Source organism: Burkholderia sp. PAMC 26561, assembly GCF_001557535.2.
Lineage (GTDB): Bacteria > Pseudomonadota > Gammaproteobacteria > Burkholderiales > Burkholderiaceae > Caballeronia.
In genome coordinates this window covers 1723504-1747243 of the sequence record NZ_CP014306.1, presented here as the reverse complement: position 1 = coordinate 1747243, position 23740 = coordinate 1723504, and the positions used below count along the sequence as shown (strand labels likewise).

Below are 23740 nucleotides of genomic sequence, written 5' to 3'. Positions count from 1 at the left end.
GCGCGATTGGAGCTAATTGACCCTGCGCGTTCGCGTTAAAATACGCGTTTTCCTCCAACGCTTTTGCGTCCATCGAATCGTGGACGCTGCCAGTTTCATGCCCATTTCCAAACCGGCCATCGGCCCCCATATTTTGCGCAACAACCTGTTCGTCGCCCCCATGGCCGGCGTGACAGACCGCCCTTTCCGGCAGTTGTGCAAACGCATGGGCGCGGGCTACGCCGTGTCGGAAATGGTGGCATCGAACGCGCAGTTGTGGAAAAGCGAGAAAACCATGCGCCGCGCAAATCACGCTGGCGAAGTCGAACCGATCTCGGTCCAGATTGCAGGCGCAGACCCGAAAATGCTGGCCGAAGCGGCGCGTCACAACGTCGCGAACGGCGCGCAGATCATCGATATCAACATGGGCTGCCCAGCCAAGAAGGTCTGCAATGTGGCAGCGGGTTCCGCGTTGCTGCAAAACGAAGCGCTGGTCGCGGAGATCGTACAGGCGGTGGTGAACGCCGTAGGCGTGGGCCCGGACGCTGTGCCGGTCACGCTGAAAATCCGCACAGGCTGGAATCGCGAAAACAAGAATGCGCTGAACATCGCCCGCATTGCGCAGGACGCCGGCATCTCCATGCTGACCGTGCATGGCCGCACGCGCGCCGACCTGTACAAAGGCGACGCCGAATACGAGACCATCGCGGCCGTCAAAGCCTCCGTGCGCATTCCGGTCGTGGCCAATGGCGACATCACCACGCCGGAAAAGGCGCGACATGTGCTTGCCGTGACGGGTGCGGACGCCATCATGATCGGGCGCGCGGCGCAGGGACGTCCGTGGCTCTTTCGCGAGATCGAACATTTCCTCCTGACGGGCCAACATTTGCCCGCGCCGCGGATCGACGAGATCCAGGCACTGATGAACGCACATCTTGAAGATCACTATGATTTCTATGGTGAATTCACGGGCGTTCGTACAGCGCGCAAACACATCGGCTGGTACACTCGCGGCCTTTCCGGCGCCAACACGTTCAGACATCGGATGAACACGCTGGATTCCACACGAGAACAATTGCTCGCCGTGAACGAATTCTTCGACGCCCAAAAGGCGTTGTCCGACCGTCTCGTCTATGTCGAAGAACCCGGCGCAGACGCCGAGCGCAGCGGCAGCGACGAAGAAGAAACGTGCGGCACGCAGAACCAAACAGACCGATTAGCCGCATGAGCAGACACAACATAGAACAATGCGTCCGCCAGAGCCTGGACAATTATTTCCAGGACCTGGACGGCTCGAAACCGCACGACGTCTACGAAATGGTGATTTCGTGCGTCGAAAAGCCGATGCTCGAAGTCGTGCTCAAACAAGCCGATGGCAACCAGTCGCTCGCAGCGGAGTATCTCGGCATCAATCGCAATACGTTGAGAAAGAAGCTTCAGCAGCACGGCCTGATTTAATTCATTTGTCTCATTGATGTACCTCCCGGACCGTCGCGGCGTACGGCGGTCGATCCGAATTTACTGATTCCCTCGACTCCCCTACCGGCTCCCCGCCGTTCCCATCATGATCAAGCAAGCGCTCCTTTCCGTTTCAGACAAGTCCGGCATTGTTGAATTTGCAAAATCGCTGTCCGAGCTGGGCGTAAGCCTGCTCTCGACCGGCGGCACCGCAAAACTCCTCGCCGATGCCGGCCTGCCCGTCACCGAAGTCGCCGACTACACCGGCTTCCCGGAAATGCTCGACGGCCGCGTGAAAACGCTGCATCCAAAGGTCCACGGCGGCATTCTGGCGCGTCGCGACTTGCCTGAACACATGGCCGCGCTCGAGCAACACAATATTCCGACCATCGACCTGCTGGTGGTGAATCTGTATCCGTTTGTGCAGACGGTATCGAAGGAAGAATGCTCGCTGGAAGACGCGATCGAGAACATCGACATTGGCGGTCCGACCATGTTGCGTTCGGCGGCGAAGAATCATCGCGATGTGACCGTGATCGTCGATCCTTCGGATTACGCGACGGTTCTCGAGGAAATGCGCTCGTGCAACAACACGGTCAGCTATCCGACGAACTTCAAACTCGCCACCAAAGTGTTCGCGCACACGGCGCAATATGACGGCGCGATCACGAACTACCTGACGAGCCTGACCGAAGCGCTCGAACACAAGAGCCGCAACACGTTTCCGTCGACGTTCAATCTTGCATTCACCAAGGTCCAGGACCTGCGTTACGGCGAAAATCCGCATCAAAGCGCAGCGTTTTATCGTGACATCGCGACGTCCGCGGGCGCACTCGCGAACTACGAGCAGTTGCAGGGCAAGGAATTGTCGTACAACAACATCGCGGATTCCGATGCTGCATGGGAATGCGTGAAGACCTTCGACGTGCCGGCCTGCGTGATCGTCAAGCACGCGAATCCGTGCGGCGTCGCGGTCGGCGCGGGTGCTCACGAAGCGTATTCGAAGGCGTTCCAGACCGATCCTACTTCGGCGTTCGGCGGGATTATCGCGTTCAATCGCGAAGTCGATGAAGCTGCGGCCCAGGCGGTCGCCAAGCAGTTCGTGGAAGTGCTGATGGCGCCTTCGTTCAGCGACGCCGCAAGGCAGATTTTCGCGGCAAAGCAGAACGTGCGTCTGCTGCAAATCGAGCTCGGCGACGGTCACAACGCGTTCGACCTGAAGCGCGTGGGCGGCGGCTTGCTGGTTCAGTCGCTGGATTCCAAGAACGTTCAGCCGCACGAATTGCGCGTGGTCACGAAGCGTCATCCGACGCCGACGGAAATGGACGACCTGATGTTCGCGTGGCGCGTGGCGAAGTACGTGAAGTCGAACGCCATTGTGTTCTGCGGCGGCGGCATGACGCTCGGCGTGGGCGCGGGGCAGATGAGCCGCGTGGATTCGGCGCGCATCGCGAGCATCAAGGCACAGAACGCGGGGTTGTCGCTGGCGGGATCTGCCGTGGCGTCGGACGCGTTCTTCCCGTTCCGCGATGGCCTCGACGTGGTGGTGAACGCGGGCGCGACCTGCGTGATCCAGCCAGGCGGCTCCATGCGCGACGACGAGGTCGTGGCGGCCGCGGACGAACACAATATCGCGATGGTGCTTACCGGTACGCGCCACTTCCGTCATTAAGAACGACACCCGGAACGTCCGATCTTCGCAAAGCCCGGTGGCCGGCAGGTTCACCGGGCTTTTTACTTTTTGCGCCGCGCTGTTAGTATCGCAAGCACTACGTTCCAACGGCATTCCATGAGAATTCTCGGCATCGACCCGGGCCTGCGCGTGACTGGATTCGGCGTCATCGATAAAACCGGCCACACGCTGACCTACGTGACCAGCGGCGTCATCAAGACCGCGGACGCCGATTTGCCGTCGCGTCTGAATACGATCTTCGAGGGTATTTCGACGCTCGTGCGGCAACATGCGCCGGATCAATCGGCTATCGAAAAAGTGTTCGTCAACGTCAACCCGCAATCGACGCTGCTGCTCGGGCAGGCCCGCGGCGCCGCCATTTGCGGACTGGTCGCGAACGGCGTTCCGGTCGCCGAATACACGGCGCTGCAATTGAAGCAGGCCGTGGTGGGCTATGGCCGCGCCACGAAAGAACAGATGCAGCAGATGGTCGTGCGCTTGCTCGCCCTTTCGGGCGTACCCGGCACCGACGCCGCCGATGCGCTCGGCATGGCCATCTGCCACGCGCACGCGGGCGGCGCGACGGCGATCCTCGGCGGCATTGCGCCATCGCTGGCTAAAAAAGGCCTGCGCGTACGGCGCGGCCGCCTTGTCGGCTAACTCCATTACAAGTTCCTCAACATGATTGGTCGCATTGCAGGCGTCTTGCTTGAAAAAAACCCGCCGTATCTGCTCGTCGATTGCGGTGGCGTAGGCTACGAAATCGCCGTGCCGATGAGCACCTTCTACAACCTGCCGAACAGCGGCGAAAAGATCGTGCTCCTGACCCAGTTGATCGTGCGGGAAGACGCGCATCTGCTGTACGGCTTCGGCACCCAGCCGGAGCGCACGACTTTTCGCGAATTGCTCAAGATCAGCGGAATCGGTGCGCGGATGGCCCTCGCGGTGTTGTCCGGCATGAGCGTCCAGGAACTCGCGCAAGCGGTGACCATGCAGGACGCCGCACGCCTTACGCGAACGCCCGGCATTGGTAAAAAGACGGCGGAGCGGCTGCTACTGGAACTGAAAGGCAAGCTCGGTGCAGATCTGGGCACGGCAGCAGGCACGGTGGCGGGCCCGGATCACGCGAGCGATATCCTGAACGCTTTGCTGGCATTGGGTTACTCCGAAAAGGAAGCGCTCATGGCGGTAAAGAATGTCCCCGCCGGGACAGGCGTTTCAGAAGGCATCAAGCTGGCCTTGAAGGCGCTGTCGTTTCAACCCACACGCTGATGCGCAAGCGCGACTCGAACTTGCTCAAGCGGGAACGTTTTTAGTCTCCCACGCTGTTGATCCGGCTAACAGTCGGCCGATCGGCCAGCTTTCGGTGCTTGAGTCACGCGGTACAATCGACGCATGATAGAAACCGACAAACTCGCTGCCGAACGCATCATTTCGGCTACTCCCGTCTCGCCGAACGAGGAAGTGTTCGAGCGGGCGCTGCGGCCGCGCCAGCTCGAGGAATACGTCGGGCAGGAAAAGATCCGGGATCAGTTGCAGATCTTCATCGAGGCTGCGCGCAGGCGCTCCGAGGCCCTCGATCACGTCCTGCTGTTCGGGCCGCCGGGCCTTGGCAAGACCACGCTCGCGCACATCATCGCGCGGGAAATGGGCGTGAATCTGCGGCAAACGTCGGGGCCGGTGCTGGAACGCGCCGGCGATCTTGCCGCCCTGCTGACCAATCTCGAGAAGAACGACGTACTTTTCATCGATGAAATCCATCGGCTCTCGCCGGTCGTCGAGGAGATCTTGTACCCGGCGCTCGAGGATTATCAGATCGACATCATGATCGGTGAAGGGCCGGCCGCGCGCAGCGTCAAGCTGGACTTGCAGCCGTTCACGCTGGTTGGCGCCACCACGCGCGCCGGCATGCTGACGAATCCGCTGCGGGATCGCTTCGGGATCGTGTCGCGGCTCGAGTTTTACACGGCGAGCGAACTGGCGCGAATCGTCACGCGGTCGGCATCGCTGTTGAAGGCGAACATCGTCCCGGAAGGCGCGTTCGAGATTGCAAAGCGTGCGCGTGGAACGCCGCGTATTGCGAACCGTTTGCTCAGGCGTGTGCGCGATTACGCCGAGGTGCGGGCGAACGGCAATATCACGGCAGATGTCGCCGATGCCGCCCTGAAGATGCTCGATGTCGATCCCGTCGGCTTCGACCTGATGGACCGGAAGCTACTGGAAGCCATCCTGCACAAGTTCGATGGAGGCCCGGTCGGCGTCGACAACCTGGCTGCGGCAATTGGCGAAGAGCGCGACACCATTGAAGACGTGCTGGAACCTTATTTGATCCAGCAAGGCTATCTGCAGCGAACGCCGCGCGGCCGTGTTGCCACGTTGCTGACGTATCGTCATTTCGGACTCGCAGCGCCGGACGCGGGCCCGGTTCGCGATCTTTGGGACGCCAACCAGCCCGGTTAATGGATCAGCGCGGCACTTCCTTCAGGTCGTCGTCGCTGCTCGGGGCGGCCAGATGCGCGACATCCCCCCACGACACGACTTTCGCGTGGCCGTCCTCGAAGTCCACTGTGTTGATGCTCGTGTTCAGCAAGAGCCAGTCGCGCGGCATTTCAAGCAGAATGCCACGCGCAAAACGATAAACACAATCCAGCACGCCGCCATGCGCAACACACGCAACCCGTCCACCCGGATGCGCGGCGATGATCGGCGCAACGGATTTCAACACCCGCTTCGAAAACTCTCGTTGAGACTCGCCGCCTGGCGGCGCGAAATCGGGATCGTGGCTCTGCCAGACCGCATGTTCAGCAGGGAACTTGGCACGAATCTCGGCGCTGTCGTGACCTTGAAAGTCGCCATACAAACGCTCGCGCAAGCCCTGGCTCAAATTCAGCGATAACCCGAGCGCTTCCGCAAATGGCCTGGCCGTTTGCTGTGCGCGCTCCAGGTCGCTGGAATAGACCGCGTCAAGGCGCGCGCCGGATTGGGACTCGCGCAACAGGCGCTGGGCGAGCTGTTCAGCTTGCACAAGTCCACTCGCGCCCAGTGGAATATCAATATGCCCCTGAATCCGTTTGATGCGATTCCAGTCGGTCTCGCCGTGCCTGATGAAAAGGACTTGCGTAATCATGGGGATTCCAGAAGATGCGCCTAGGTTCGATCAGCGCTGAAAGAATGCATCACGGACGCACTTGCAGCCAAAACGTTACCGGTCCGTCATTGACCAGCGACACCTGCATGTCCGCGCCGAACTCGCCCGTTTCGACAACCGGATGCGCGGCGCGCGCCTGTGCCACAAAGTGGTCGAAGAGCCTGCGGCCTTCGTCGGGAGGTGCTGCGGGCGTGAAGCTCGGCCGCAAGCCGCTGGATGTATCGGCGGCGAGGGTGAACTGCGATACCAGCAGCACGCCGCCCGGGCGGCCGCTGCCGTCGATATCCCGGACCGGAAGATTCATCTTGCCCGCGGCGTCGCTGAAAACCCGGTACGCCAGCATCTTGGCGAGCAGCTTGTCCGCCGTTGCCGGCGTATCGCCGCGTTCGGCGCACACAAGCGCCAGGAGCCCGGCATCGATCGCACCGGTCACGCGGCCTTCAACACGAACATCGGCGCGCAGGACGCGCTGAATGAGCGCGATCATGGATTCAGGCCGTCAGCGTGACGCGTGCGAAGCGGCGCTTGCCGACCTGCACGACAAACTCGCCGGCTTCGATCTTCAACGCCTTGTCCGACACCGTTGCGCCGTCGATCTTCACGCCGCCCTGTTCAATGTTTCGCAACGCTTCGCTAGTAGATGGAACCAGCCCCGCCTGTTTCAGCAATTGCCCGATGGCAAGCGGCGCACCGCTCAACGTCACCGATGCAATCTCGTCCGGCACACCGCCCTTCGCACGATGATTGAAATCTTCAAGCGCCCGCTCTGCATCCGGCGATGAGTGGAAGCGCGCGACGATTTCCTGCCCGAGCAGCACCTTGAAATCGCGCGGATTACGTCCGCCTTCGGCTTCGCTCTTGAATCTCGCGATCTCTTCCATGCTTCTGAATGACAGCAGTTCGAAGTAGCGCCACATGAGCGTATCGGAGATGCTCATCAGCTTGCCGAACATGTCCGTTGGCTTCTCGCTGATGCCGATGTAGTTGTGCTTCGACTTCGACATCTTCTCGACGCCGTCCAGCCCTTCCAGCAGCGGCATGGTCAAGATGCACTGCTGCTCCTGGCCGTACTGCTTCTGCAACTCGCGTCCAACCAGCAGGTTGAATTTCTGGTCCGTGCCGCCGAGTTCCAGGTCCGCATTCAGCGCCACCGAGTCGTACCCCTGCATGAGCGGATACAGCAACTCGTGAATGGAAATGGGCATGCCGCCCTGATACCGTTTGGTGAAATCCTCACGCTCGAGAATGCGCGCAACCGTGTAGCGCGAGGCGAGCTTGATCATGCCGTCGGCGCCGAGCGGCATCGACCATTCGCTGTTGTAGCGCATCTCGGTCTTTTCGCGATCCAGCACCAGCGCAGCCTGTTCGAAATACGTCTTTGCGTTGGACTCGATCTGTTCACGCGTGAGTGGCGGGCGCGTGGCGTTACGCCCCGACGGATCGCCAATCAACGACGTGAAATCGCCGATCAAGAAGATGACCGTATGGCCGAGGTCCTGGAGCTGACGCATCTTGTTCAGCACAACCGTATGGCCGATGTGAATGTCAGGCGCGGTCGGATCGAGGCCCAGCTTGATACGCAGCGGCTTGCCGCTCAGCGCGCTGCGCGCGAGCTTTTGCGCGAATTCGGTTTCAATGAGCAGTTCATCACAACCCCGTTTCGCGATGGCAAGCGCAGCCTGCACTTCGTCGGTCAGGGGCAAGGTTTTCGCAGCCGAAGCCGGAGAGTCGTTCGGTTCTGTGGTCATGCTTGCAACTTCTCGGATGATTTGTTCGGGACGCGGACAAGGCGCGCGTCGGGTAATGGTCGCGGCGCTGCGGCTCTGCTGCGCTGATTGGCAAGCGCGAAATCAGCGCGGCTTTCGCTTGGTTCAGGGATCGGATTTTACGTGATGTCGTGCGCGTTCGCCCCGTTTTCCCCGCGCGTTAGCCATTCGGCCAAGTTTCGGCGGCAACGAGCGCGGATCTTGAGCGTAAACATGGCCGAATGGCTAACGTCGAGGCTGGCGGCTTAACGACGCACTTCGTTGCGTGGATAATCTATCCGTGGCGGCCGTTTTGACCGCATGAATGCATCGAAAAGGAGAGACGACGTGGCGCGACGTAGTGAGGCGGTAGAAGCAGGCAGCGCAGCGGATGGTGTCTATTTCGGGCTCATGTCCGGCACGAGCATGGATGGCGTGGACGGCGTTGCCGTGCAATTCACCGCGGGTAAGCCACCCATTGTGCTCGGCGAGGCGCATGTGGGGTTCTCGGCAGGCCTGCGTGAAGCGCTTTTCGCTCTCCAGGCGCCTGGGGACAACGAACTGGAACGCGAGGCGCTGGCGGCAAACGCGCTGGCCACACGCTACGCGGTGTGCTGCCATGAACTGGCGAGCATGAGCGGCTACTCGGCGGCAAAGGTTCGCGCCATTGGGGTCCACGGGCAAACGGTGCGGCATCGGCCGGAGAAGGGTTATACCCGGCAAATCAACAATCCCGCGTTGTTGGCGGAGATGACAAACATCGATATCGTTGCGGACTTTCGCAGCCGCGACGTCGCTGCCGGCGGCCAGGGCGCACCGCTTGTCCCGGCCTTTCACGCGACGGTTTTCGGTTCGAAGAACGAAACCCGCGTGGTCTGCAATCTGGGAGGCATCAGCAATATCACGGTTTTATCGGCGGGTGGCGGAGTGCACGGGTTCGATTGCGGTCCGGCCAATGCGTTGCTTGACGAATGGGCGCATCGCCATCTGAATCGTCCGTTCGACGAAGGGGGCCATTTCGCGTCGCAAGGACAAGTGAACCGTTCGTTGCTGAACAATCTTCTCGATGAACCATTCTTCGTGCAGCGGCCGCCCAAAAGCACGGGGCGTGATTTGTTCAACCCCGCATGGCTCGATGCCAAGCTCGCGGGATTCGACACGGTTTCATCTGCAGACGTACAAGCGACGCTCGTCGCTCTCACGGCGATCACAATCGCGCGCGAGATTGAACGGCATGCATCCGATTGTCGTGCGGTCTATGTGTGCGGTGGTGGCGCACGCAATCCGATACTCATGAACGCAATCCAGCAGGCGCTCGCCGAGACTGGCGTGTCCGGCGTGCCCGTCATGACGACCGACGCGCTCGGTGTGCCGCCCCAGCAGGTGGAAGCGTTGGCGTTCGCATGGCTGGCAATGCGCTGCGTGGCACGCGAAGCGGGGAACGTGGCGGCCGTAACCGGTGCCGCAGGTGAACGGGTTCTCGGTGCCATCTATCCGCGCTGAGCTGCGCTAGGCCACGCCGAGCTGCGCTAATGATCCGCCCGGCGGAAATAAAAACGGAGCCCGAAGGCTCCGTTCATCAAAACATCCAACCGTGAACTCCATCCGGAATCAGGCCGAGAACGACGATCCGCAACCGCACGTGCTGGTCGCATTCGGGTTCTTGATCACGAACTGGGCGCCGTTCAGGTCGTCTTTATAGTCGATCTCGGCGCCAACCAGGTACTGATAGCTCATCGAATCGATCAGCAACTGAACACCTGCTTTATCCATTACGGTGTCGTCTTCGTTGATGGCTTCGTCGAACGTGAAGCCATACTGGAAGCCCGAACAGCCGCCGCCTTGTACGAACACACGCAGCTTCAGCTCCGGATTGCCTTCTTCGTCGATCAGTTGCTTGACCTTGTCAGCGGCTGCGTCCGTGAAAACGAACGGCAGGGGCATTTCGGTCGTGGGGGTATCGGTGACAGCGTTCATTCGAACTCTCCAAAAAAGCTTCTAGGGACTATTGTAGGGCTGATCTCAATATCGTGCTGGAAGCCCATGTAATCAATAGGCTATCGCGCCACACTATTCCGAATTTGCCGCGGCTGCTTGATTCGATCTTCATCGGTCAGCGGCTGCCGTAACGAAAAAAGCCGCCAGCGCATGCACGCAGACGGCTTTCCAAGCAATTTCGCCACCAAAGCAACAACAGCGACGAAACGCCAGACAGCTTAACGCTTCGAGAATTGTTTCCGGCGACGTGCCTTGTGGAAACCAACCTTCTTACGTTCGACTTCACGAGCATCGCGGGTAACGAAGCCGGCTTGCGACAGCGTGGGCTTCAGCGTTGCGTCGTAGTCCATCAGCGCGCGCGTGATGCCGTGGCGAACTGCACCGGCCTGACCCGTTTCACCGCCGCCGTTCACGTTGACCTTGATGTCGAACGTGGTGGCGTGGCTCGTCAGTTCGAGCGGCTGACGCACGATCATCAGCGACGTTTCGCGCGAGAAATAATCAGCAATGGGCTTGCCATTGACGATAATCACGCCCGTACCGGACTTGATGAACACGCGGGCAGTGGCGCTCTTGCGGCGACCCGTACCGTAATTCCAATTACCGATCATATGGGCTCCCTTTAGATCTCGAGCGCTTTAGGCTGTTGAGCCGTATGCGGATGCGTTGCGCCAGCGTAGACCTTGAGCTTCTTGATCATAGCGTAGCCGAGCGGACCTTTCGGCAACATGCCCTTCACGGCTTTCTCGAACGCGCGGCCCGGGAAGCGTTCTTGCATCTTGTTGAACGTCGTTTCGTAGATGCCGCCCGGATAGCCCGAGTGACGGTAGTACTTTTTGTCAGTACCCTTGTTGCCCGTGACGCGCAACTTGCTGGCGTTGATGATGACGATAAAATCGCCAGTGTCGACGTGCGGGGTGAACTCGGGTTTGTGCTTGCCGCGAAGTCGGGCGGCCACTTCACTGGCGACACGTCCGAGAACCTTATCCGTCGCGTCAATCACGTACCATTCACGCGTCACCTCATGGGCTTTTGCGGAAAACGTCTTCATGATCGATCCAAAAAATAATTCTGCCCTGCTTTGTCCCGCTTGTATGTTCGTGCGCATCGAGGCGCGTGCGGGCTCTCCCTGGTTCTCGTCCGCGGGCATGGTGCGGATAGAGAACTTTGAATTATAAGGGAAATTTCAGCGCGAAGTCAAAACAAGCGAGCACGGGGCTCAAACTAGCCGAAATTGCGCCTCTCTAGCCGCTTGGCTGGGAGTTCACGCGCATTCTCGAATGACCTGCAGCAGCGGACACATTACAAAAAGCAGGCGAAAAAAAGCCCGAGCCTTGGGCTCGGGCTGAATCCACCTAGGAGGAGGTGGAGGAGACAGGAGCAAGTATATGAACTGGGTTTGTGCAAAGCAAGTAAATTTACATGGTGAGATTGAATTTCATAATGTAAAACAATGAAATAAACTGTCGACCATCAAATTAATCCTTTGAATCATATACTTAAGGTCGCCACCCTTTCATCCTGGACTGCGACCCGGCGCTGATATTCCCTCCTTCTGACAGGGATTTTCCCGATTTACGCGCCCGACCGCGCCGCAGCACGCCTATTGAAAAACCGCCCGGGAAACGCCAGTTATGATTCCAGCAATAAGCTAAAACGCTACAATCGGCAGGAATTGACACGTGCCGGACGGCACCGGAGTTTTTTCATGGAATGCAAAGTTAGCTGGATGGGACAAGACGGAATGGCGTTTGCCGCCGAGACGGGCAGCGGCCATCTGGTCACCATGGATGGCGCTCCCGAAGGCGGCGGCCGCAACCTGTCGCCGCGTCCAATGGAAATGGTCCTGCTGGGGACGGGCGGCTGCACGGCATACGACGTCGTGATGATCCTGAAGAAAAGCCGTCAGGAAGTGGTCGGATGCTCAGTGACGCTCAAAGCCGAGCGTGCAAGCGAAGATCCGAAAGTCTTCACGAAGATCCACTTCCACTTCACGGTGACGGGCAAGAACCTGAATCCGGCGACCGTCGAACGCGCAATTACGCTTTCGCACGATAAATATTGCTCGGCGTCGATCATGATCGCGAAGACGGCCGAACTGACACATTCATTCGATATCGTTCCCGGCTAAGCGCGCCACATAAACAGAAGACGAAAAAAAGCCGGCGTCAGTTCAATACTGACGCCGGCTTTCTTTCTGATTAGTCACAAAGCAGGCCGATAAGCCGGATTCTGTGCGCGCGCAACGCCCGAAAGCGTGACGCGCGTGGCAGCCATTCCTCTAGTCGCGCCATTACTGACGCGCTCAAGCTCCCTACCCGCAGACGAGACGGAGGCACCGTCCTGCATCTCGAAGATGCGCGCCTGCCTACTTGGGATTGCTCCGGGTGGAGGTTACCGTGCCGGTCTGCCTTGCAGCAGCCGCGGTGCGCTCTTACCGCACCGTTTCACCCTTACCTGATCCCCAGGCTTGCGCCCGGGGCCATCGGCGGTTTGCTTTCTGTTGCCCTGTTCCGCGTGTTGCCACGGATGGCCGTTAGCCATCACCCTGCCTGTTGGAGTCCGGACTTTCCTCGCCCTCCCCGGCCAAAACCGGTTCAGCCGCGACTGCCTGGCCTGCTTTGCGAGGCGCATTTTAGCATGGGCGGATCGTACGGATGCCGCCGATCAAGCCCCGATCCGCCGGCGGCCCGGCCGGAAAACGTGCGGGTCGTCGTAGAAGGAGCGCGCTTCATTTTCCTGCCACCATCCCGGCACGCCCAGCACGGGCAGCGGGGTGAAACATCGGCTGGAAACGGGTTCGCTGGCAAGGCGGTCCGACACGTGCTGGTCGAGGATGGCGCGGCGTTCGGCATCGGCGGCGAGGAAATACGTCGGCTCGACCTCCACGATCCACGCGTGTCCCGTGCACGCCTTGTATGGCGTGATCAGCTTTTCCAGCAGCGCGTGGCCGAAGATGTGCGCTTCGCAAGCCTGCCCCCAGGCCGCCCGATGTCCAATAAACACAGCGCGCCAGTCAAACGCCCGAAGCGCCGCGGCGAGCAGCGGGTCGGCGCAGGCGAACAGGATGGCGTTTTCATCGAAGAGTGTAAGGGCATCGCGGGCGGCGCCGCGGCTTGGTCCAATACCGAGTGCATCGATTTCGGTGGCCTGGCGCGCGTTCAACGCAGCCTTGATGCGCGGATACTGGAACCACATCGCGCCATTGAAGAAATCATGCAGATTGTGGCGCGTCGGAACGCAGCCGGTCGCGGCGATGTGCCCTTCATACGACGCGCCCGCAGGCAGATCGTCCTGCGCAATAAACGATAAAACCTTTCCACGCCCCGTCACGCGCGGTTCGGCGCGTGCATCGGCGTTCAGCGTGGAGAGGTATGCCGGATAACTTTCAAGCGCTGACTGCTGCCAGCGTGTGCCGCGATCGGCCAGCGGCGCAAGCCACCCGCGCGACCAGTCGATGTCGCTGAAACCCGGCACTGGCCGGGCATCGAACAATCCGGCCGGTCGGCCAGCGTTTTGCGCGGGACCAGACATGCGCCAGGACGCGGCGTTAAACCAGCCGCCAGCCGATGGACTCACCGCCGCCCAGAGGCACGATTTCGCTTTCGCCCGCCATGAATTCCGCCGGCAACGTCCATTCCTCGCGGCGCAACGTCACCTGCTCCGCAGCGCGCGGCAAGCCGTAGAAATCGGCGCCATGGAAGCTCGCGAAACCTTCGAGCTTGTCGAGCGCGCCGGCTTGATCGAAGGCCTGGGTATAAAGCTCGAGTGCATGCAACGCCGTATAACAGCCTGCGCACCCGCAAGCGTGCTCTTTCAAGCCCTTTGCGTGCGGCGCGCTGTCCGTGCCGAGGAAAAACCGCGGATTCCCCGATGTCGCCGCCTCCAGCAATGCCACGCGGTGCGTTTCGCGCTTCAAGACCGGCAAACAGTAGTAATGCGGCCGGATCCCGCCAACAAAGAGCGCATTGCGGTTGTACAGCAGATGATGCGCAGTCAGCGTGGCGCCGGTCGGGCCGTCGGCATCGCGGACGTAATCGGCGGCATCTTTGGTCGTGATGTGCTCGAACACCACCTTCAGCGCCGGAAAATCACGACGCAAAGGCGTCATCACACGGTCGATAAACACCTTTTCCCGATCGAACATATCAATGGCCGGGTCCGTCACTTCGCCATGAACCAGCAGCGGCAGATCATGCTCCTGCATCGCTTCCAGCGTTTTTGCGCACTTGGCGATGCTCGTCACGCCGGCATCTGAATTGGTCGTCGCGCCCGCCGGATAAAGCTTCACGCCATGCACGAAGCCGCTTTCGCGCGCGCGGCGGATCTCGTCGGGCGGGGTGTTATCGGTAAGATACAGCGTCATCAGCGGTTCGAACTTTGCGCCCGGGCCATCTTTCGGCAATGCAGCCAGAATCCGCCCGCGATACGCCGCGGCCATTTCGGTCGTGGTCACTGGCGGCCGCAGGTTCGGCATGATGATCGCTCGGCCAAACTGGCGCGCGGTATGCGGCAAGACAGCGGCGAGCACGGCGCCGTCGCGCACGTGCAAATGCCAGTCATCGGGACGCGCAAGCGTCACGGAATCAACAGAACCGGTCGATACGACGGAGGGAGCGGAAGCGGACATTGGCGTGATGACGATGAAAAAATCGGATAACGAAAACGGAATCGGGCTGGCGGCGCGCTGACTTTCTTTGGTTGCGGCCCCAAACCGGTAACTTTGCCTCGCGGCCAGCCTGCACCGTGGAAATTCAACAACGATGCCGCCCGCGGCCCGACGACGCGAATTATTTGGCGGTTTCGTCGGTGCTATGCTCTGGTTACCCCGTATTGTAACGGGTAGCTCCATTCACCCAGTCTGCAGCCCCAGCAATGTGCCAACTTCTCGGAATGAACTGCGCGGAACCCACGGACGTGACCTTTTCGTTCACCGGGTTCGCGGCGCGTGGCGGCGTGACTGACCATCATGCAGACGGCTGGGGCATCGCATTCTTCGAAGACAAGGCGTGCCGGCTTTTCATCGATCACCAGTCGTCGGCCAGTTCGCCGCTCGCCGAGATGGTGAAACGCTATCCGATCAAGTCGAAGAACACGATTGCGCATATCCGCAAGGCGACGCAAGGCCATATCCTGCTGGAAAATTGCCATCCGTTCATGCGCGAATTGTGGGGCCGCCACTGGATCTTTGCGCACAACGGTGACCTGAAGGATTACAAGCCCTGCCTGAACGGCCAGTATCAGCCCGTCGGCACAACCGACAGCGAACTCGCGTTCTGCGCACTGCTGCAAGGATTGCGGCGAGAGTTTCCCGGCTGCCAGCCGCCGCTCGACGAACTCTTCGCGGCGCTCGAAAGACTGACGCGGGAAATCACGCAATTCGGCGTATTCAACTTCCTGATGTCGAATGGTCAGGCGCTGTTCTCACATTGCTCGACGCATTTGTACTATTTGGTGCGGAGCTGGCCATTCTCCACAGCGCATCTGATCGATGCCGACATGTCCATCGACTTTGCGAAGTACACCACGCCGGAAGATCGCGTGGCGGTGATCGCGACGTCGCCACTCACGGACGACGAAATCTGGACCCGTTTCGAGCCGGGCGATCTCGCGTTGTTCCAGCACGGCGCACTGCTGAAAACGGTCAACGTCCCGGTTCCGGCTGACGTCGCGGAAAAAGCGCGCGAGCCGTTATGCAAGGTTTGCGTTGAATCGGTGCTGCGGGCGGATACGATCGAAACCACCGCCGACGTGGAAACAGAACTCGGCATTGAATAGATTACCCTTTGAAGATCACCTGAACTCACGCTCGTTCCACTCATCCGGGAGCACATGCCATGTCAGGAAAGTTCGTCATCGATAAAGCCCGCAACGGCCAGTTCTACTTCAATCTTCGCGCCGGCAACGGCGAACCCATCCTCAAAAGCGAAATGTACGTGACGCGGGCTTCCGCAGAACACGGGATTGCATCGGTGAAAACCAACGCGCTGCTCGATGAACGCTACGAGCGCAAGACCGATAAAAGCGGCGCGCCGTACTTCAACCTGAAAGCGGGCAATCACGAGATCATCGGTGTGAGCGAGTCGTATAGCAGCACGTCGGCGCGCGATGCCGGCATCGAGTCCGTGAAGAAAAATGCGGCCGATGCGGTGACGCAGGACAATACGAAAGTGCATGAATGAATGGAAAAGGCCGTTCTCAATGTAAGTTGAGAACGGCCTTTTTTGCATGATGTGCCCAGGCATGCTCACGCCCCGGCGCATCAACCTCAATGCAGGATCTTTGCCAAAAAGTCCTTGGCGCGATCCGACTTCGGATTTTCAAAGAACGCTTCCTTCTTGTCGTCTTCGACGATCAGGCCGCGGTCCATGAAGATCACACGATGCGCCACCTTCTTCGCAAAGCCCATTTCGTGTGTCACGCACATCATGGTCATGCCTTCCTGCGCCAGCTCGACCATCACGTCGAGCACTTCGTTGATCATTTCCGGGTCGAGCGCGGAGGTCGGTTCGTCGAAAAGCATGGCGATCGGATCCATCGATAACGCCCGTGCAATCGCCACACGCTGCTGCTGACCGCCGGACAATTGACCGGGGAATTTATCAGCCTGGGCAGAGAGACCCACGCGATCCAGCAACTTCAATCCCTTCGCCGTTGCTTCGTCCTTTGAACGCCCAAGCACCTTGATCTGCGCGAGCGTCAGATTCTGCACAATCGACAAATGCGGAAACAGCTCGAAGTGCTGGAATACCATGCCGACCTTCGCCCTCACCTTCGACAGATTCGTCTTCTTGTCGCCTATCGACTGGCCGTTGATCGTGATCTCGCCTTTCTGGAACGGCTCGAGTCCGTTCACGGTCTTGATCAACGTCGACTTGCCCGATCCCGATGGACCACACACCACGACCACTTCGCCTTTTTTGACTTCCGTCGTGCAATCGGTGAGCACTTGAAACGGGCCATACCACTTCGAAACATTCTTGAGTGAGATCATCGAGCGACCTTTTTCTGAAGACTTTTGACCAGACCGGATGCAGCCAGGCACACCACGAAATAACAGGCGCCAGCGAACAGCACCATCTCGACGGTCGTCCCGTCGCGGTCACCCACGTTCGTCGCCGTGCGGAAAAAATCCGCAAGACTGATCACGTACACAAGCGACGTATCCTGGAACAACACGATAGCCTGCGTGAGCAAGAGCGGCACCATTGCGCGAAACGCCTGCGGCAGGATGATGAGTTTCATCGACTGCATGTAGGTCATGCCGAGCGCGAACGCCGCGTTCACCTGACCGCGCGATACCGCCTGGATGCCCGCGCGAATGATCTCCGAATAGTACGCAGCTTCGAAGAGCGAGAACGCGACCATGGCGGAGGCCAGGCGAATATCGACTTCCGCCGATAAACCCAGCACATTCTGCAGGAATTGCGGCACGATCAAAAAGAACCACAGCAGGACCATGACGAGCGGTATCGATCGAAACAGCGTGACGTAGGCCTTCGCAAACCATTCGAGCGGCTTCACGCCCGAAAGCCGCAGCAACGCGAGCACCGTGCCCCACAGGATCCCGAACACGAGCGCGAGCAGCGTGATCTTGAACGTGATGATGGCGCCGGTCCACAGCGTGGGCAGCGAACTGACTATGCCGCTCCAGTTGAAATGATGCATTATTTGCCTCCAATGTAGCCGGGCAACCGGGTCTTCGCTTCGACCCAGCGCATCAGTTGCATGACGACCAGATTGATCAGCATGTAGGCAAGCGTGACGGCAATGAACGACTCGTATGATTGTGCGGTGTAGTCCACGAGTTGCCGCGCTTGCGCCGACAACTCGAGCAGACCGATGGTCGATGCCACCGCCGAGTTCTTGAACACGTTCAGGAACTCTGACGTGAGCGGCGGCACGATCATGCGATACGCGACCGGCATCAGGATGTACCGGTACGTCTGCCATTCGGTAAAGCCCATTGCAAGGCCCGCGGCGCGCTGTCCGCGCGGCAACGTGGCAATGCCCGAGCGCACTTGCTCGCACACGCGAGCGCCGGTGAAGAGCCCCAGGCAGAGAATGGATGATGTATAGAACTGCACGTTGGGCGGCAGTTGCTTGAACCAGTTGCCAATGGATGGCGGCAGCAATTCAGGTATCACGAGATACCAGATGAAGAACTGCACGAGCAGCGGGATGTTACGAAAAATCGCGACATACGTTGTGCCGGCAGCCGCAAGTTTGCGGTTGGGCAGCGTGCGCAGAATGCCGAACAACGAACCCACGACGAGCGCCACGACCCATGACGCAAGCGACACGGTGACGGTCACCCAGAAACCGGAAATAAGCCAGCCGAGATAGGTTGTCGGCTCGCCGGTCGAGACAGGGCTTAGGAAAACGCCCCAGTTCCAGTGGTAGGACATGAACTCCCTCCAAAAGAAAACGGAAGAAGCAGCGCTCCTTCCGTTTCCATCAATCCAGACGAGATCGAGATTAGTCGATAGCCTTGTCGTTCGGGCTCTTGAAAAGAGCCTTCATGTCGTCGCTTTCCGGGAAGTTCAGGTTCAGGCCCTTCGGCGGAATCGGGCTTTCGAACCACTTCTTGTAAATCTTGTCGCCTTCGCCCGAGGTTTCGACCTTGGCGATGGCGTCATCGACTACCTTCTTGAACTCCGGATCGTTCTTGCGCAGCATGCAACCGTAGGCTTCACGCGATTGCGGCGCACCGACAATCACGAAGTCCTGCGGGTTGCTCGACTTCGCACGTTCGCCGGCCAGCAACGCATCATCCATCATGAAGGCAACGGCGCGTCCCGTCGACAGCGTCAAAAACGAATCGCCGTGATCTTTCGCGCTGATGATGTTCATGCCCATGCTCTTGTCCTGGTTCATCTTGCGAAGCAGGCGCTCGGACGTGGTACCGGCGGTCGTCACGACCGTCTTGCCCTTCAGGTCGGCAAAGTCCTTGATCCCCGAATCCTTCTTGGTCATCAGGCGCGTGCTGATCACGAAGATGGTGTTGGAGAACGCGACTTGTTGCTGACGCTCCAGGTTGTTCGTGGTCGAGCCGCACTCGAGGTCGATCTGATTACCCGTCACGAGCAGCAGGCGGTTTTGCGACGTCACCGACTTCTGCTGGATCTTCAGATTCGGCATGTTGAGCTTTTCCTTGACTGCGTCGACCACCTTCAAAGCGAACTCATACGAGTAGCCAATGACTTGTTGCTTGTCGTCGTAATACGAGAACGGAATCGATGATTCGCGGAAGCCCAGGTAGATATTTCCTGAATCCTTGATCTTCTTGAGCGTGTCGTTATTTTGCGCTTGCGCGCCTGAGGCAAAAACACCCAATGCAGCGAGCAGCAGTGCGGCTTTTTTAAACTTCATGGTCGTGATCTCCTTGAAAACCGGGGCAATTTTAGCAGGGTAATAAATTTGAAAGAATGAATGTTGTCCACACTTGATAATTTTGAGACACCCGCTGTATGCCTTGCGCAGCGCGCACTTTAACGACTTTTCGGTCATCGTGGTTCGTCTCTTCAGTTCTTTTATTTCTTGCGCAAAAAGCCCGGGGTGTCGTTCGAGACACCACCGGGCAATTGATGCGTTTGTTGCTTTAATGCGGCCTCATGAAAGTCCGCGCACGCAAACGTTCTCAGAGACCAAAATCATGGATAAAGGCCGCGCATTTCGCGAGCTTGAAGAATCCGTGTACACGCCACGATAAACGCCGCCGTCCGCACGGACACGTTGTGCTCGCTTGCAACAGTCCACACCGCAGCGAACGCTTCGCGCATCACGCGTTCGAGGCGCTGGTTGATTTCATCTTCGGTCCAGAAGAAGCTCGAGAAGTCCTGCACCCACTCGAAGTACGAAACCGTCACGCCGCCGGCGTTCGCGACCACGTCGGGAATCACGAGAATGCCCTTGTCGTGGAGGATGTCATCGGCTGCGGTCGTGGTCGGGCCGTTGGCGCCTTCCACCACGATCTTCGTGCGGATCTTGGGCGCGTTTTCTTCCGTGATCTGGCCTTCGAGCGCGGCCGGAATCAGGATGTCGCTTTCGATGGTCCAGAACTCGTCCTTGCCGATCACATCGGCGCCTTCGAAGCCGCTTACGCCGCCATGCTTGGCTACGTGATCGAACAGCGCGACTGCGTCAATACCCGACGACTGGTAGAGAGACCCCGTGTGATCCTGCACCGCAACCACTTTCGCGCCCGCTTCCTGGAACAGGCGCGCCGCGATCCCGCCGACGTTACCAAAGCCCTGCACCGCGATCCGTGCACCTTCGATATCAAAGCCGATCCGGCGTGCCGCTTCCGAACCGACCACGAACACGCCGCGTCCGGTCGCTTCCTTGCGGCCGAGCGAGCCGCCCAGCGAGATCGGCTTGCCGGTGACCACGCCCGTTGCCGTCTGGCCCTGGTTCATGGAGTACGTGTCCATCATCCACGCCATGATCTGTTCGTTGGTGTTCACGTCGGGCGCGGGAATGTCCTGATTCGGCCCGATGATGATGCCGATTTCGCTGGTATAGCGACGTGTCAGGCGTTCCAGTTCACCGCGCGACAACGTGCGCGGATCGACACGAATACCGCCTTTCGCGCCGCCGTACGGCACGTTCACCGCCGCGTTCTTCACCGACATCCAGGCTGAGAGCGCCATCACTTCCGACAACGTCACATCCTGGTGGTATCGCACGCCGCCCTTACCCGGTCCGCGCGACATGTTGTGCTGCACTCGATAACCTTCGAAGTGCGTGACCGTGCCGTTATCGAGTTCGATGGGGCAATCGACGATCAGGATGCGCTTCGGGCGCTTGAGGGTTTCGATCCAGCGCGACAGCGAGCCGAGATACGGCGCGACGCGGTCGACTTGCTGGAGATAGTTGCCCCAGGGGCCGAGATGGGTGGAATCGAGATAAGACGGGATGGCGTGTTGAACAACGGCTGCAGGATGTTCTGGTTGCTGCGAAGACATTGAAGCTCCAACGTTGTGTGGAATACGTTCATTGTCGAAAATTCGCTTATTGAAATCCAATGCCGTTTCATCATTGCGTTATGTTTATCTTGCATAACGCCGAAAACGCTTACGGGGTTTGGGTTTCAACCGACCGGGAGATCTCCTCCCCGACCGCTTCCCAGAGATTTCGCATCAGCGCCTGGCGCGGGTCATCGCCTTTTGACGCCATCTTGTCACGATACAAACGGATTTCCATGGTCAGCGTGAATTGACCGGCGGGCGTGCCGCGCGTTCCACGGTCCAAACGGATCAGGAGGCCTTCATCGACTTCATTGGCGACCGCGCTGTGCGGCAGGAACGCCACGCCGTGGCCGGCGAGGGTCATGGCCTTGAGCCCTTCGGCCATATCGGTTTCGTAGACTTTTTCAAGGTAGAGCCGCGCCGGCGATGTCGCGATGATCACCTCCGTCATCCGTCCAAGGTAGGCGTTGGGCGTGTACGAGAGATACGGGATGAGGGCATCGGCGGCGCCGGGCAAGACATGACGCGCCCTTCCGCCTTTGTTCACCGATGAAAACGGGCTGATCAATTCGGCGCCCAGCGTGAGCATGTCGTAGCGCGCGGGATCGAGCGCGACCGGGTGACTCGGATGGTGATAGCCCATCACCAGATCGCAGCCGCCTTCTACCAGCGATAACACCGCGTCGTGCACGTTGAGCGCGCGCAAACGCGTGTTGATGCGCCCGAGCCGCGCTTCGATGTGCTGCAGCCATCGTGGGAAATAGGTCAGCGAAAGCGTGTGAGGCACCGCGAAGTCGATGGTTGCATCGGGCACACCGGTCTGTCCGCGCAAAAGCGTGCGGGCTTCGTGAAACTGAGAAAGCATCGCGAGGGCTTGTTCGTAGAAGACCTGTCCGGCCTGCGTCAGGCGCGTTGGATACACCGACCGGTCGATCAGGTCCGTGCCGAGCCACGCTTCGAGGGCCTGGATGCGGCGCGAGAACGCCGGTTGCGTGATATGCCGCATTTCGGCCGACCGGCTGAAACTACGCGTCTCCGCAAGGGAGACGAAATCTTCGAGCCATTTCAGTTCCATGCTGCGCCTTGGGGCTGGTTGGGGTGCGTTCAGGGACGCATCGGCATTTTACCGTTGCGCATGAACGGTTCGCACCATTGTCACGCTGGCCGCACATGGGCGGTGCTGCGGGGAAGTGGTATCGGTGCGTGGTGTTGCGTGCGATTGGTAGGGCGATTGGGACAGATCAAAACGCTGAGGCGCGCTGACATACGTTCTGGAGACATTGGCTGAAAAGATGGATCTGATTGGCATGATGCTTGCAAATTCTCGTCGGCTCCGCGTTGCAGTCCCACTCCGAGGACCCGATGAAAAACCTGATCACATCTCTGAAGAGCGGCAACTGGCGTTCGCTGGTTGCGTGCTTCCTCTACTTCGATACCGGCTTCACCGTCTGGGTGCTCTACGGTCCGCTCGCGCCATTCATCAGCAAAGACATCACGATGACCGCCGCGCAGCAAGGCTTCCTCGTCGCGGTGCCGGTGCTCGCCGCCGCGATCCTGCGCGTGACGCTCGGCAACCTGTATCAATCTACCGATGGCCGCCGTGTCGCGCTAATGGGCGTGCTGCTTTCATCCGTTCCGACGATCGTGCTGCCGCTGTTGTCGGGCACACCGTCGTATTCGCTGCTGCTGGTTCTCGGCGTGTTTCTCGGCATGGGCGGCGCAAGCTTCGCAGTTGCGTTGCCGATGGCCGGCAGCAACTATCCGCCGAAAGTCCAGGGCCTGGTTCTCGGGCTGGCTGCGGCGGGCAATATCGGCGCAGTGCTCGACGGTTTCCTTTTCCCCCATCTCGCCGATGCCTTCGGCTGGAAGATGGCGACCGCCGCCGCATTGCCCCTGCTCGCCATCACGGCAATTGCGTTGTTTGCGTGGGCATCGGATAGCGGGGTGAAAAGCGGCAGCACCTCGCGCGCGATGGTCAGCTTCGGGATCACGTTAGCCGGTTTGATCGCCCTGGTGCTGGCGGTGTATGGCGGTGTGTTCGGCGGGGGACGCACGGGCGTCCTGTTGTTGCCGGTGCTGGGCGCGTTGCTCGCCATTGCCGTGTTGCCGAAACATTATCGCGCGGTGCTTGGCGAGCGCGATACGTGGGTCGTCATGCTGATCTACAGCATCACGTTCGGCGGGTTTGTCGGCATGTCTTCGTATGTGACGTTGCTGCTGACCAATCTTTATCAAATGCCGAAGATCGAAGCCGGCCTCTTCATGGCGATGCTCGCAGCGCTCGGCGCTATTGTGCGGCCGTTTGGCGGGTATCTTGCCGATCGCGTCACGGGCGTGCGTGCACTGCTTGTCCTGCTTGCTGTGATCGCGGCGGCTGATTTCGCTTTTGCTATCTGGATGCCGCCGGTGGCGGGTGGAATCGCCTTGCTGGTTTGCCTTTATCTGTGCTTCGGGCTTGGCAATGGCTCGACGTTCCAGCTCGTGCCGCAAAGGTGGAAAGGCAAAACGGGATTGTTATCCGGAATTGTTGGCGCTGCGGGCGGGATTGGCGGGTTCTATCTGCCCGTGATCATGGGGATGGCGAGGGAAAGTACCGGAAGCTATCAAATGGGCTTCGCGACGTTCGGCGTGCTGGCCGTGTTCGCGTTCGGCTTCCTGCTGGCGCTGCGTACGCAGTGGCTTACGTGGGCATCGCCGGAAATGGTCGGCGTTGGGCCGGGCGGTTCCGGCACGCTGGTGCACGCCACGGAATAACGTCAAGCAGCCCAAA

25 protein-coding genes and 1 other RNA gene are annotated in these 23740 nt (G+C 59.6%); 11 read left to right on the top strand and 15 right to left on the bottom strand.

Translation table 11 applies throughout. From position 1 onward, the window contains the following. The first annotated feature begins 97 nt into the window (after window positions 1–97). The 6 genes from dusB to ruvB all read left to right on the top strand — a co-directional run bounded on the left by dusB (window position 98) and on the right by ruvB (window position 5569). The gene (gene dusB / locus AXG89_RS08195; RefSeq protein ID WP_062169126.1) at window positions 98–1207 is read left to right on the top strand and encodes a tRNA dihydrouridine synthase DusB; all 1110 of its coding nucleotides are present in this window, start codon (window positions 98–100) and stop codon (window positions 1205–1207) included. Beyond that, window positions 1204–1437: a Fis family transcriptional regulator gene (locus AXG89_RS08190; RefSeq protein ID WP_056355686.1), complete on the top strand. Its 234-nt coding sequence runs from the start codon at window positions 1204–1206 to the stop codon at window positions 1435–1437. The genes dusB and AXG89_RS08190 overlap by 4 nt, the downstream gene beginning before the upstream one ends. Before the next feature lie 106 nt (window positions 1438–1543). Then, window positions 1544–3109, top strand: coding sequence for a bifunctional phosphoribosylaminoimidazolecarboxamide formyltransferase/IMP cyclohydrolase (purH, locus tag AXG89_RS08185; protein ID WP_062169124.1), 1566 nt, complete (start codon window positions 1544–1546; stop codon window positions 3107–3109). 117 nt (window positions 3110–3226) lie between these two features. After that, complete coding sequence (ruvC, locus tag AXG89_RS08180) at window positions 3227–3769, top strand: crossover junction endodeoxyribonuclease RuvC (RefSeq protein ID WP_061998430.1); 543 nt, start codon at window positions 3227–3229, stop codon at window positions 3767–3769. A gap of 21 nt (window positions 3770–3790) precedes the next feature. Next, a complete protein-coding gene (gene ruvA / locus AXG89_RS08175; RefSeq protein ID WP_062169122.1) occupies window positions 3791–4381 on the top strand; it encodes a Holliday junction branch migration protein RuvA in 591 nt (196 codons plus the stop codon). A gap of 123 nt (window positions 4382–4504) precedes the next feature. Further along, entirely contained in the window at window positions 4505–5569 is a 1065-nt protein-coding gene (gene ruvB, locus AXG89_RS08170; RefSeq protein ID WP_061998428.1) for a Holliday junction branch migration DNA helicase RuvB, read from the top strand. Window positions 5570–5573: 4 nt separating this feature from the next. Here ruvB and AXG89_RS08165 read toward each other — a convergent pair whose 3' ends face one another. The 3 genes from AXG89_RS08165 to tyrS are packed head-to-tail and all read right to left on the bottom strand — an operon-like array spanning window position 5574 to window position 8005. Then, the gene (locus AXG89_RS08165) at window positions 5574–6236 is read right to left on the bottom strand and encodes a histidine phosphatase family protein (RefSeq protein ID WP_062169120.1); all 663 of its coding nucleotides are present in this window, start codon (window positions 6234–6236) and stop codon (window positions 5574–5576) included. A gap of 49 nt (window positions 6237–6285) precedes the next feature. Next, on the bottom strand, window positions 6286–6744 hold the full coding sequence (gene dtd, locus AXG89_RS08160) for a D-aminoacyl-tRNA deacylase (RefSeq protein WP_061998426.1): 459 nt from the start codon (window positions 6742–6744) through the stop codon (window positions 6286–6288). A gap of 4 nt (window positions 6745–6748) precedes the next feature. Beyond that, a complete protein-coding gene (gene tyrS, locus AXG89_RS08155) occupies window positions 6749–8005 on the bottom strand; it encodes a tyrosine--tRNA ligase (protein WP_062169118.1) in 1257 nt (418 codons plus the stop codon). Window positions 8006–8413: 408 nt separating this feature from the next. On the opposite strand from tyrS, the gene AXG89_RS08150 reads away from it, so the two are divergent. Beyond that, window positions 8414–9505 (top strand): anhydro-N-acetylmuramic acid kinase, encoded by a 1092-nt coding sequence (locus AXG89_RS08150; RefSeq protein WP_062170424.1) that lies wholly within the window; start codon window positions 8414–8416, stop codon window positions 9503–9505. A 108-nt stretch (window positions 9506–9613) separates the two neighbouring features. Here the strand turns inward: AXG89_RS08150 and erpA are convergent, their stop codons facing one another. The 3 genes from erpA to rplM form a co-directional block, all read right to left on the bottom strand. Then, entirely contained in the window at window positions 9614–9979 is a 366-nt protein-coding gene (gene erpA / locus AXG89_RS08145) for an iron-sulfur cluster insertion protein ErpA (protein WP_031357523.1), read from the bottom strand. 239 nt (window positions 9980–10218) lie between these two features. Next, window positions 10219–10611 carry a 30S ribosomal protein S9 gene (gene rpsI / locus AXG89_RS08140; RefSeq protein WP_031357524.1) on the bottom strand — a complete coding sequence of 131 codons (393 nt, stop codon included), beginning with the start codon at window positions 10609–10611 and terminating at the stop codon, window positions 10219–10221. A gap of 11 nt (window positions 10612–10622) precedes the next feature. Further along, complete coding sequence (gene rplM, locus AXG89_RS08135) at window positions 10623–11051, bottom strand: 50S ribosomal protein L13 (protein WP_031357525.1); 429 nt, start codon at window positions 11049–11051, stop codon at window positions 10623–10625. A 657-nt stretch (window positions 11052–11708) separates the two neighbouring features. Here rplM and AXG89_RS08130 point away from each other — a divergent pair. Next, entirely contained in the window at window positions 11709–12131 is a 423-nt protein-coding gene (locus AXG89_RS08130) for an OsmC family protein (RefSeq protein ID WP_062169116.1), read from the top strand. Between the two features lie 74 nt (window positions 12132–12205). On the opposite strand, the gene rnpB is transcribed toward AXG89_RS08130, so the two are convergent. The 3 genes from rnpB to pyrC form a co-directional block, all read right to left on the bottom strand. Beyond that, an RNA gene (gene rnpB / locus AXG89_RS08125) (RNase P RNA component class A) lies at window positions 12206–12623 on the bottom strand. A gap of 44 nt (window positions 12624–12667) precedes the next feature. Then, entirely contained in the window at window positions 12668–13534 is an 867-nt protein-coding gene (locus AXG89_RS08120) for a DUF3025 domain-containing protein (protein WP_062169114.1), read from the bottom strand. Between the two features lie 16 nt (window positions 13535–13550). Continuing rightward, on the bottom strand, window positions 13551–14630 hold the full coding sequence (pyrC, locus tag AXG89_RS08115) for a dihydroorotase (protein WP_062169112.1): 1080 nt from the start codon (window positions 14628–14630) through the stop codon (window positions 13551–13553). Window positions 14631–14875: 245 nt separating this feature from the next. Between pyrC and AXG89_RS08110 the strand changes: the two genes are divergently transcribed. Beyond that, window positions 14876–15778 carry a class II glutamine amidotransferase gene (locus AXG89_RS08110; protein ID WP_075360593.1) on the top strand — a complete coding sequence of 301 codons (903 nt, stop codon included), beginning with the start codon at window positions 14876–14878 and terminating at the stop codon, window positions 15776–15778. Between the two features lie 59 nt (window positions 15779–15837). Continuing rightward, a complete protein-coding gene (locus AXG89_RS08105) occupies window positions 15838–16182 on the top strand; it encodes a YegP family protein (protein WP_061998422.1) in 345 nt (114 codons plus the stop codon). Window positions 16183–16268: 86 nt separating this feature from the next. Here AXG89_RS08105 and AXG89_RS08100 read toward each other — a convergent pair whose 3' ends face one another. The 6 genes from AXG89_RS08100 to AXG89_RS08075 all read right to left on the bottom strand — a co-directional run bounded on the left by AXG89_RS08100 (window position 16269) and on the right by AXG89_RS08075 (window position 22045). Next, window positions 16269–16994 (bottom strand): amino acid ABC transporter ATP-binding protein, encoded by a 726-nt coding sequence (locus AXG89_RS08100; protein WP_062169110.1) that lies wholly within the window; start codon window positions 16992–16994, stop codon window positions 16269–16271. Beyond that, window positions 16991–17668: a glutamate/aspartate ABC transporter permease GltK gene (gltK, locus tag AXG89_RS08095; protein WP_061998420.1), complete on the bottom strand. Its 678-nt coding sequence runs from the start codon at window positions 17666–17668 to the stop codon at window positions 16991–16993. The genes AXG89_RS08100 and gltK overlap by 4 nt, the downstream gene beginning before the upstream one ends. Next, window positions 17668–18408, bottom strand: a complete 741-nt coding sequence (locus AXG89_RS08090; RefSeq protein WP_061998419.1) for an amino acid ABC transporter permease — start codon at window positions 18406–18408, stop codon at window positions 17668–17670. Before AXG89_RS08090 ends, gltK begins: the two co-directional genes overlap by 1 nt. A gap of 70 nt (window positions 18409–18478) precedes the next feature. Continuing rightward, on the bottom strand, window positions 18479–19372 hold the full coding sequence (locus tag AXG89_RS08085) for a glutamate/aspartate ABC transporter substrate-binding protein (protein ID WP_056355718.1): 894 nt from the start codon (window positions 19370–19372) through the stop codon (window positions 18479–18481). Window positions 19373–19653: 281 nt separating this feature from the next. Beyond that, window positions 19654–20967, bottom strand: coding sequence for a Glu/Leu/Phe/Val family dehydrogenase (locus tag AXG89_RS08080; protein ID WP_061998418.1), 1314 nt, complete (start codon window positions 20965–20967; stop codon window positions 19654–19656). 109 nt (window positions 20968–21076) lie between these two features. Then, window positions 21077–22045: a LysR family transcriptional regulator gene (locus AXG89_RS08075; protein WP_061998417.1), complete on the bottom strand. Its 969-nt coding sequence runs from the start codon at window positions 22043–22045 to the stop codon at window positions 21077–21079. Window positions 22046–22332: 287 nt separating this feature from the next. Here AXG89_RS08075 and AXG89_RS08070 point away from each other — a divergent pair, with 287 nt between their 5' ends. Next, window positions 22333–23724 carry an MFS transporter gene (locus tag AXG89_RS08070; protein WP_062169108.1) on the top strand — a complete coding sequence of 464 codons (1392 nt, stop codon included), beginning with the start codon at window positions 22333–22335 and terminating at the stop codon, window positions 23722–23724. Window positions 23725–23740 lie beyond the last annotated feature (16 nt).

Bases quoted from the DNA above. Each gene is read 5' to 3' on its own strand.
- dusB (WP_062169126.1), top strand. From the start codon at position 98: ATGCCCATTTCCAAACCGGCCATCGGCCCCCATATTTTGCGCAACAAC.
- AXG89_RS08190 (WP_056355686.1), top strand. From the start codon at position 1,204: ATGAGCAGACACAACATAGAACAATGCGTCCGCCAGAGCCTGGACAAT.
- purH (WP_062169124.1), top strand. From the start codon at position 1,544: ATGATCAAGCAAGCGCTCCTTTCCGTTTCAGACAAGTCCGGCATTGTT.
- ruvC (WP_061998430.1), top strand. From the start codon at position 3,227: ATGAGAATTCTCGGCATCGACCCGGGCCTGCGCGTGACTGGATTCGGC.
- ruvA (WP_062169122.1), top strand. From the start codon at position 3,791: ATGATTGGTCGCATTGCAGGCGTCTTGCTTGAAAAAAACCCGCCGTAT.
- ruvB (WP_061998428.1), top strand. From the start codon at position 4,505: ATGATAGAAACCGACAAACTCGCTGCCGAACGCATCATTTCGGCTACT.
- AXG89_RS08165 (WP_062169120.1), bottom strand. From the start codon at position 6,236: ATGATTACGCAAGTCCTTTTCATCAGGCACGGCGAGACCGACTGGAAT.
- dtd (WP_061998426.1), bottom strand. From the start codon at position 6,744: ATGATCGCGCTCATTCAGCGCGTCCTGCGCGCCGATGTTCGTGTTGAA.
- tyrS (WP_062169118.1), bottom strand. From the start codon at position 8,005: ATGACCACAGAACCGAACGACTCTCCGGCTTCGGCTGCGAAAACCTTG.
- AXG89_RS08150 (WP_062170424.1), top strand. From the start codon at position 8,414: ATGTCCGGCACGAGCATGGATGGCGTGGACGGCGTTGCCGTGCAATTC.
- erpA (WP_031357523.1), bottom strand. From the start codon at position 9,979: ATGAACGCTGTCACCGATACCCCCACGACCGAAATGCCCCTGCCGTTC.
- rpsI (WP_031357524.1), bottom strand. From the start codon at position 10,611: ATGATCGGTAATTGGAATTACGGTACGGGTCGCCGCAAGAGCGCCACT.
- rplM (WP_031357525.1), bottom strand. From the start codon at position 11,051: ATGAAGACGTTTTCCGCAAAAGCCCATGAGGTGACGCGTGAATGGTAC.
- AXG89_RS08130 (WP_062169116.1), top strand. From the start codon at position 11,709: ATGGAATGCAAAGTTAGCTGGATGGGACAAGACGGAATGGCGTTTGCC.
- AXG89_RS08120 (WP_062169114.1), bottom strand. From the start codon at position 13,534: ATGTCTGGTCCCGCGCAAAACGCTGGCCGACCGGCCGGATTGTTCGAT.
- pyrC (WP_062169112.1), bottom strand. From the start codon at position 14,630: ATGTCCGCTTCCGCTCCCTCCGTCGTATCGACCGGTTCTGTTGATTCC.
- AXG89_RS08110 (WP_075360593.1), top strand. From the start codon at position 14,876: ATGTGCCAACTTCTCGGAATGAACTGCGCGGAACCCACGGACGTGACC.
- AXG89_RS08105 (WP_061998422.1), top strand. From the start codon at position 15,838: ATGTCAGGAAAGTTCGTCATCGATAAAGCCCGCAACGGCCAGTTCTAC.
- AXG89_RS08100 (WP_062169110.1), bottom strand. From the start codon at position 16,994: ATGATCTCACTCAAGAATGTTTCGAAGTGGTATGGCCCGTTTCAAGTG.
- gltK (WP_061998420.1), bottom strand. From the start codon at position 17,668: ATGCATCATTTCAACTGGAGCGGCATAGTCAGTTCGCTGCCCACGCTG.
- AXG89_RS08090 (WP_061998419.1), bottom strand. From the start codon at position 18,408: ATGTCCTACCACTGGAACTGGGGCGTTTTCCTAAGCCCTGTCTCGACC.
- AXG89_RS08085 (WP_056355718.1), bottom strand. From the start codon at position 19,372: ATGAAGTTTAAAAAAGCCGCACTGCTGCTCGCTGCATTGGGTGTTTTT.
- AXG89_RS08080 (WP_061998418.1), bottom strand. From the start codon at position 20,967: ATGTCTTCGCAGCAACCAGAACATCCTGCAGCCGTTGTTCAACACGCC.
- AXG89_RS08075 (WP_061998417.1), bottom strand. From the start codon at position 22,045: ATGGAACTGAAATGGCTCGAAGATTTCGTCTCCCTTGCGGAGACGCGT.
- AXG89_RS08070 (WP_062169108.1), top strand. From the start codon at position 22,333: ATGAAAAACCTGATCACATCTCTGAAGAGCGGCAACTGGCGTTCGCTG.